Annotated in this window: 5 protein-coding genes, 3 tRNA genes and 1 pseudogene; 5 read left to right on the top strand and 4 right to left on the bottom strand. The window is 37.1% G+C overall.

The window, feature by feature from the left end; all coding sequences use genetic code 11:
* Positions 1–4: 4 nt before the first annotated feature.
* From Q0256_RS11590 to Q0256_RS04030, 4 genes and pseudogenes are all read left to right on the top strand, one after another.
* Positions 5–139, top strand: a pseudogene (locus Q0256_RS11590) (hypothetical protein); the annotation flags it as partial.
* A 327-nt stretch (positions 140–466) separates the two neighbouring features.
* Positions 467–1,621: a hypothetical protein gene (locus Q0256_RS04040; RefSeq protein ID WP_297960255.1), complete on the top strand. Its 1,155-nt coding sequence runs from the start codon at positions 467–469 to the stop codon at positions 1,619–1,621.
* A gap of 885 nt (positions 1,622–2,506) precedes the next feature.
* On the top strand, positions 2,507–2,920 hold the full coding sequence (locus tag Q0256_RS04035) for a hypothetical protein (protein WP_291936065.1): 414 nt from the start codon (positions 2,507–2,509) through the stop codon (positions 2,918–2,920).
* A gap of 11 nt (positions 2,921–2,931) precedes the next feature.
* On the top strand, positions 2,932–3,828 hold the full coding sequence (locus Q0256_RS04030) for a hypothetical protein (RefSeq protein ID WP_297960252.1): 897 nt from the start codon (positions 2,932–2,934) through the stop codon (positions 3,826–3,828).
* A gap of 559 nt (positions 3,829–4,387) precedes the next feature.
* Here Q0256_RS04030 and Q0256_RS04025 read toward each other — a convergent pair.
* The 4 genes from Q0256_RS04025 to Q0256_RS04010 all read right to left on the bottom strand — a co-directional run bounded on the left by Q0256_RS04025 (position 4,388) and on the right by Q0256_RS04010 (position 6,152).
* Positions 4,388–5,614: a tyrosine-type recombinase/integrase gene (locus tag Q0256_RS04025; RefSeq protein ID WP_297960250.1), complete on the bottom strand. Its 1,227-nt coding sequence runs from the start codon at positions 5,612–5,614 to the stop codon at positions 4,388–4,390.
* Between the two features lie 238 nt (positions 5,615–5,852).
* Positions 5,853–5,928, bottom strand: a tRNA-Lys gene (locus tag Q0256_RS04020).
* Positions 5,929–5,939: 11 nt separating this feature from the next.
* Positions 5,940–6,016: transfer RNA gene (locus Q0256_RS04015), tRNA-Asp, on the bottom strand.
* 60 nt (positions 6,017–6,076) lie between these two features.
* Positions 6,077–6,152: transfer RNA gene (locus Q0256_RS04010), tRNA-Val, on the bottom strand.
* 128 nt (positions 6,153–6,280) lie between these two features.
* Here Q0256_RS04010 and Q0256_RS04005 point away from each other — a divergent pair.
* Positions 6,281–6,868, top strand: a complete 588-nt coding sequence (locus Q0256_RS04005; RefSeq protein WP_297960248.1) for a transglycosylase SLT domain-containing protein — start codon at positions 6,281–6,283, stop codon at positions 6,866–6,868.
* Positions 6,869–6,937: the final 69 nt, after the last annotated feature.

The following is a 6,937-nucleotide window of genomic DNA, read 5'->3' as shown; positions in this document are numbered from 1 at the left end:
AGAAATGAAAAAATTGGCTTTAACAGGGACTGACGGCGATGATATTATGAGCTCATGCAATAATGAGGATACGGTATTTATAGGCGGCAAAGGAAACGATACTCTAACCGGCGGAAGCGGTAATGATACATATGTATTCAATAAAGGGGATGGAGCAGATTCAATCCGGGATGAAAACGGAAATGATACTATTAAATTTGGAAATGGCATAAGAAAAAACGACCTAATTATAAAAAGGAGTGACAACAAAGACTTATATGAATTTGATGATATGATTATCTCTTTTAAAAATTCTCCTAATGACTCGATAGCTATAAAGAATATTATTGCAGATAATAAAATTAGACCTTCTGGCATAATAGAGAATTTTGAATTTGCAAGCGGAGAAAAGCTAAGTTTTGAAGATATTAAGCAACTATCTCTTGTTGGTACCAATAAAGATGACTTAATAAAAGGCTACAACGATATGGATAATGAGATCAAAGGTGGCAATGGAGACGATATCCTAATAGGCGGTAATGGAGTTAATAATATCCTTGAAGGTGGCAGCGGCAATGATACTCTAAGAGGATGCTATGACAGCTATGGTAATCCCGGCATCAGCATGAATGGCAAAAATACCTTCGTCTTTTCTAGGGGTGACGGAAACGATATGGTGGAAAATTTCAAAGACAACGACTTAATTAAATTCAAAGACATAGGAAGCAATGAGGTTAAATTTAATCTAAATTTAGTCGATAATTCGTTACTCATCTCGGATAAACTATCAAATAGTAGCGTCTTGATCAAAAACTACAATGTAAGGACAAATTTAAATTTTCAATTCAAAGACGGCAAAATTCTAGGAAGCGATTTTATTAGTGGGCAAGTAAAACCTATCGACGGTGGAAACACTATGGTGGGGGGCAAGGAAGATAATGTATTTATTTATGACGGAGGAGCAAAAACTATAATGGATCTTGGAGGCTATGATAAGGTCATATACAAAAACCCGGTCAAAAGAGTCCGCTATGACTTTGGTAAAAATGGTTCGAGCGATCTTAAGCTCATCATCACTCCGGCAGATCCTAATGCAAAGAACGATATCTTAGAAGTAAAAGGCTTTTTTAGCAACAGGGATAATGTCATAGAGGAATTTCATATCGGTAAATATCTAAATATCAAGGCAGCGGATATCTATAAAGCATTCGGCAAAACCTATATTGCTAGTGCCAAACCTACCGCATTAGCGATGGATGCCAAACTAGACATAGATAACGAAACCCAAATTTCGCCTCTTTCAAAAAGTTCTAGCGACGGTTCAAATTCCAAATCCGGCTGGGATATGGTTTTAAGTAGCGGCGATAAGAATGAATTAAAGGCTATCGTTTCAAAGTATTGTGATGATTCAAATTTAAACACCCCTGATCTAAATTCCAATCTTAGCGTTAGCAATGCTATGGATCTAAACTCCGCTCCGGGTGTTATTCAAGAAGAGGCTTTAAAAGATAATGCTTTCTTGAGCCAAGATACCGTAAATAAGATCATAGAGCAGCTAAATATCTACGCCGATAACTCGGAAGCTTTGGAATTTAACCAAAGAGATATTCGCAAGGATGATATGCAAGTTTATATGAGCTAAGGGCTATTTAGGATTATACCTTTTAAGGGTTATGCCTTAGAATTATGCCGGCATTTCATTCCCCTTGCCGGCATATCGCTTTAGGTTAGAAACTTTATATGAGGTGGCACATTTAAAACGCCGCCTCATAAGTTGTCGTATATTTTAAAACCATAGCTAGTCAAATGATTAAATTTTGATACGGTAAATTTAAAATGCTTGCATGAGTATAGGCAAAATTCTACAAACATCTCCATCCTTACATGGGTTTTTTATGCTTGCGACCTTTACTCTTCTTAAAAATCCCAAAAAGAACTAGGTTGATTCCATAAACTACAACATATTCGCACCCTTTACGCTCTTCAAAGTCCAATTCACATACACCCTTCAACCAAAACATCCCACTCAAAACCAACCCCTGAAATCCTCCACATTAAAAACCCAATCCTAAAAACGAATGCCTTATCCCTTCATAATTCCCTACCCCCTATGCCTCTCAAAACATCCGCAATATCAGATTCTACCATTCTCTATCACCGAGCCTTTTTATAAGAAACAATGGGGCTTTATGAAAGCAATAAAGCTGGTAAAAAGACAATGAGGCCTATGAAAAAGCAATTAAGCATAATAAGGCCTCTAAGAAACAATGAAGCCTCATAGAAACCGATGAAGTTCTGAAAAAAAACAACTAAGCTGTTGAAAAAATAGAGCTTCTGAAAAGACAATGAATCTATCGAAAAACAACGAAGCGCAATGACGCTTCTAAAAACAATGATGCTCTATCGAGCTTCTAAAAAAATGAGTCTTCTATAATCAATAAAGCTTCCTGGCATTTTTTTATTCTCCCGTTATAATAGGAGCGGTAATCTTTAAATTTATCACAAAATCTATCACAAAGGAGCGAGTATGCATTACGAAAATCTTTTAAGAGTCAAGAAAGGCATAAAGGTCTTTAACGATAAAGCTCAAGAAACTGCTAATCAGAATGAGCTTATATGGCTAGTAAATACCTTTATCTCATATATTAGTAGAGCAAGGCACGATAAGAAAAGAGCGGATAATGCACTTAATGGTATATTGCACTATTATAAAGATATGAAGGTAGATAAAAGAGCTTTAAGCGAAGTAGTAAATAAAGAGTATAAAAAGCTACTAGGCCCAAAGAAAAAACCGACCAAATCAAAAATAGCAGATTATAAGGATTGCTTAAAATCCCTACATAAAAGCGGCCATAGCTATCAAAAAATAGCAGATATTCTATGGAAAAACTACGGCATACAAACCAGTAAATCAAGCGTAGCAAGACTATTAAAAAGATAAAGGTATATATCATGGCTCTACACACCAGAATGAACGCTAAAGCTATTATCTCTCAGATTATGAAGCAAGCAAACGGTATCGGAATATCTAAAAGTAACGTAAGGCGCAATAGCGAGCTTAAAGGACAAAACGGTCATACAAAAAGCATATACGCTCATAGCATTAAAAGCATTCAAAACTTAAGAGCGGTAACTACTCAATATATAGAATTTCTTAAAGCCAAACACGGTCAAAAAATAATGCAAAACATTAATGCTAGCAGTGCAAGAGAGTGGCTACTGCTAAAAGCAAACGAAATAAGCGGAGGAACACTTAATACCTACATATCGGCATTAGCAAAAACCTTTGATAATTGTAGTAAGCTAGGGCTAAACGTATCTGGAAAAGATATTACGGATATCCGCAAAGAATTTAAGAAAAAGGGTATGAACCTTCGTAAAAGGCATTATAACAGAGCCTATGAAGATCCATATAAGATCATAAACAATATGCAATTAAGCTCACTGTATTATATATCCGCTAAGCTGCAATTAGAAGCGGGGCTAAGACTGGATGATGCTATCAATTCAGACAAATGGGAGATTAACGACGATAATAGTATAACCATACTCGGCAGCAAGAACGGCTTATGCTACAGCACTAAAAAGCTAAGCGATAAAACCATAAGGCAGCTAAGGCTTGCCAAAGAAGCAGGATACTATGCCCCAAAGAATGCTTACGTAAAGGATCTAAAAGCAGCAGGAGCGGACAAAAGAGGAACACATGGGCTTAGATATAACTTCGCTCAAGAAAGATACGAAGAGTTACGTAAAGAGGGTATGAGTCATATAGAAGCTTTAGCTCAGGTATCTATAGATATGGGGCATTCAAGAGTAGAGATAACTAGGCATTACTTGGTTGGGCTATAGGCATTATTGGCTTGATTATAGGCATTACTTAGGTTTGATTAAAGAGAGGATAGCTAGATTATATTCTCTCGACATTTAAATACCTTATCAAAGCAAGACCGCATAAGAATATTCCCAGAATTTGCTATCTGCAATAAGGAGCTGCTTTAGCAAAGAAATATTCCGAAAAGTTATAAAATATAAAAAGCATATTTAAACGGCACTTAGTAAGAAGAGAATTTATCCCTGTAATAGATAAAATACTTATTTAGTTGAGGAATTTAAGCTACCTATATATATGAAACTCATGGATTATGGAATTAATGAATTAAATGGGCTTACTAATAGCTTTAGAATATCTGAAATACGTAGTAAGCTCATCCCGGTTATTTTCTAGGACTTAGCTATATTAGAAAATCCTCTGTATGTTTATAGTATTTATCCGTTTATGGCAAGAGCTTTGCTATATCTATGGTATTTGCCGTATATATTACTTTAAGCTTGCCGGATGTATTCTGTTCAATCAACAACCGCGCAAACCCCCTAAGAAACTATCCTTTTTTTTAACTCATCTCTCCCCTTAAAATTTAAACCCCAACCCCTTTAAATAACCTAGCCACCATGTTAGAACCCTACGCGTATTCTCAATATTCGTAGCTTTGTTATAAATCTTTTGTATCTCTTTTTGTGCATGAAAAAGGGTGCGTTCAATGCTATAAGGATCCAGCTTGTTCTCATGGATTTTTTCATATGCAAAGGTTTCTAGTATCTTTCTAAAAGAGTGAAAGACCAATCTATTCTTAGCTATTACGGGAGCATAGGTTTTAAGCGCTTTAACTAGAGTCATATCGCTTAGTACTTCGCCTTGCGTATTGGCAAAGCATAACGGGCAGTGGCTATGATGAGGATGTAATGTTTGCAGCCATTGCCCTACTTCTCTAGGAAGTCCCAGATGTTCATCTCCATTGCTTTTTACCTTATTCTCATCTTGCGGAAATAGTAAGTAGTATTCCCCATCATCGCCTATTTTTAAATGCTCATGAGTTAAATTTCTTACGTTTGAGCTTCTTAGCCCCGTAAGCAGTCCGAATATCAAAGCATTCTTAACTCCTATTTGGTGAGGATAGTTCATAATAAATTTAATAAGTACGGTTAAATCCAAGTCATCTTTTATATATGGGTATTCGCTATGGCGAGGTATATTATAAAAGTCCTTAAACACCTCTTCTGCAAATAATGGATTTTTAGAAATATCTCTTATGCGAGCATATCTGAATAGTCTTTTAATAAGTTTGAATAAAATTTCCAAGGAAGCGTATTTTTCATTATCGTAGTAGTAATCCAGTATCGGCATAATATCCTTTTTACTTATCTTGTTTATATCTTTGTCACAAATATCCCTTAAAGCCTTAAAGCTCATATCTCGTCTTTTAGAGGTTGCTGATGCGACGTTGCCGTTATGTCTGCAAAACTGCTGGTAAACACTCGCTAGAGTATTACTTGGGGCGGCTAGTTTAGTAGAACCATCTACTATTAAACCTTTAAGCGCTTCCTCGGCTTCATTAAGACTTATCTCATCTGCATTGCCTAAAGACTTAATCAGCTTGCCGCCTATTGAGTAGTGATAGTGCCTATGGATAGTTTGCTCTCCCTTTTTATTAGATGAGCGGTAAAATCTAACTGCTATATGCTCATCAATCATTTCTACCATAGTATTTTTGCGATGAGGTAAGGAGAAATTTCTGATAACTTTATCGGGGTCCGTTTTAAAAGCCGGATCGTCTTTAATTTTAGAAAAAACTTTCATAACCGCTTATCCTTTAAAATTTAATATAGTTTCATAGGACAAATTATAAAAGTTTCCAAAGAGTTTAACAAGCTTAAGAACTACTATACATTTTTTAATATATAGTAGTTTCTCTTAAACTACCTGTATAATCTAGCGTTTTTAGCATTTGAAATTTTTTTGAAAAAATTTGAAAAAGCCGTCATGTAGGGCTTTTAAAAAAATCAAAAAACTAAAAATAGGGGGGAAATTTGATAGATGGTGTCCTGCGTTGGATTCGAACCAACGACCCCCTCATTAAAAGTGAGATGCTCTACCTACTGAGCTAGCAAGACATCGTAAGAAGTGGCGCGACGAATGGGGCTCGAACCCACGACCTCCGCCGTGACAGGGCGGCATTCTAACCAGCTGAACTACCGTCGCACCAAAAATCGCACTCGCAGTGCAAGTGCCAAAGAAGTATGAAATCCAAGGATTTCAAAATGGTGGTCGCTGTAGGGATCGAACCTGCGACATCCACCTTGTAAGGGTGGCGCTCTACCAGCTGAGCTAAGCGACCGTTTGGGTTTAAAAAAGAAATGTGATTATATATCCAATACGATTAATTTTCACTTAAACAATGATGAAAAGACTGAAATTGTGCTATACTTGCGACATAAAATTTTATCAAAGGCTCGGTAAATTTAGATGAAAAAGTTGGTTTTCGCCCTGTTTTTAGCGCTTCAAGCCCCCGCTTACTCGCCGAATGAGATCGTAAACGCCATCGCCGCGGTGGCGCAAAATGAAGGCGTCAAGCCCGAGATCCTCTACACCATCGTCAAAATCGAAAGCGACTTCGAGCCCTACACGATCTCCTTTTTGACAAACAAAGCAAACGCCGATTATTTTGGAGGCCTGCGCAATCAAAATATCCGCATCAAAACGAGCAACTACAGCCTAAATTCCAGCAAATGGGTCGTTACGATCATACCGGCAAACGAAATTTACGCCGTGCAGATCGCCAAGTACCTGTATGAGGACGGATTTAGCATCGACGTAGGACTCGGGCAGCTAAACGCCGTAAATTTCAGCCAAAATGAGATAGATTATATATTCAACCCGATGTATAACCTCACCAAATGCGCCAAAATCCTGCGCAAATGCTGGAACGCTAAAGACAAAAATATCAAAGACACGATCGAGTGCTACAACTACGGCATGCGCAAACGCTACTCAAACCCCTACTACAAGCGCTTTTACGAGCATTACGAGAAATTTTTCGGCAAGCCCTATTAAGAGTTAGTAAAATTTCGCTAAAATCGCGCAAATTTTAAAAAAGGATACTTTAATGATACTGATCGCAGG

Source organism: uncultured Campylobacter sp. (assembly GCF_937949835.1).
In the GTDB taxonomy this organism is placed as follows: domain Bacteria; phylum Campylobacterota; class Campylobacteria; order Campylobacterales; family Campylobacteraceae; genus Campylobacter_B.
The sequence above is the reverse complement of the archived record's forward strand: the minus strand, read 5'-3'. Positions and strand labels throughout refer to the sequence as shown.

Coding starts and splice junctions, on each gene's coding strand:
- Q0256_RS04035 (WP_291936065.1), top strand. CDS start 2,507: ATGCATTACGAAAATCTTTTAAGAGTCAAGAAAGGCATAAAGGTCTTT.
- Q0256_RS04030 (WP_297960252.1), top strand. CDS start 2,932: ATGGCTCTACACACCAGAATGAACGCTAAAGCTATTATCTCTCAGATT.
- Q0256_RS04005 (WP_297960248.1), top strand. CDS start 6,281: ATGAAAAAGTTGGTTTTCGCCCTGTTTTTAGCGCTTCAAGCCCCCGCT.
- Q0256_RS04040 (WP_297960255.1), top strand. CDS start 467: ATGGATAATGAGATCAAAGGTGGCAATGGAGACGATATCCTAATAGGC.
- Q0256_RS04025 (WP_297960250.1), bottom strand. CDS start 5,614: ATGAAAGTTTTTTCTAAAATTAAAGACGATCCGGCTTTTAAAACGGAC.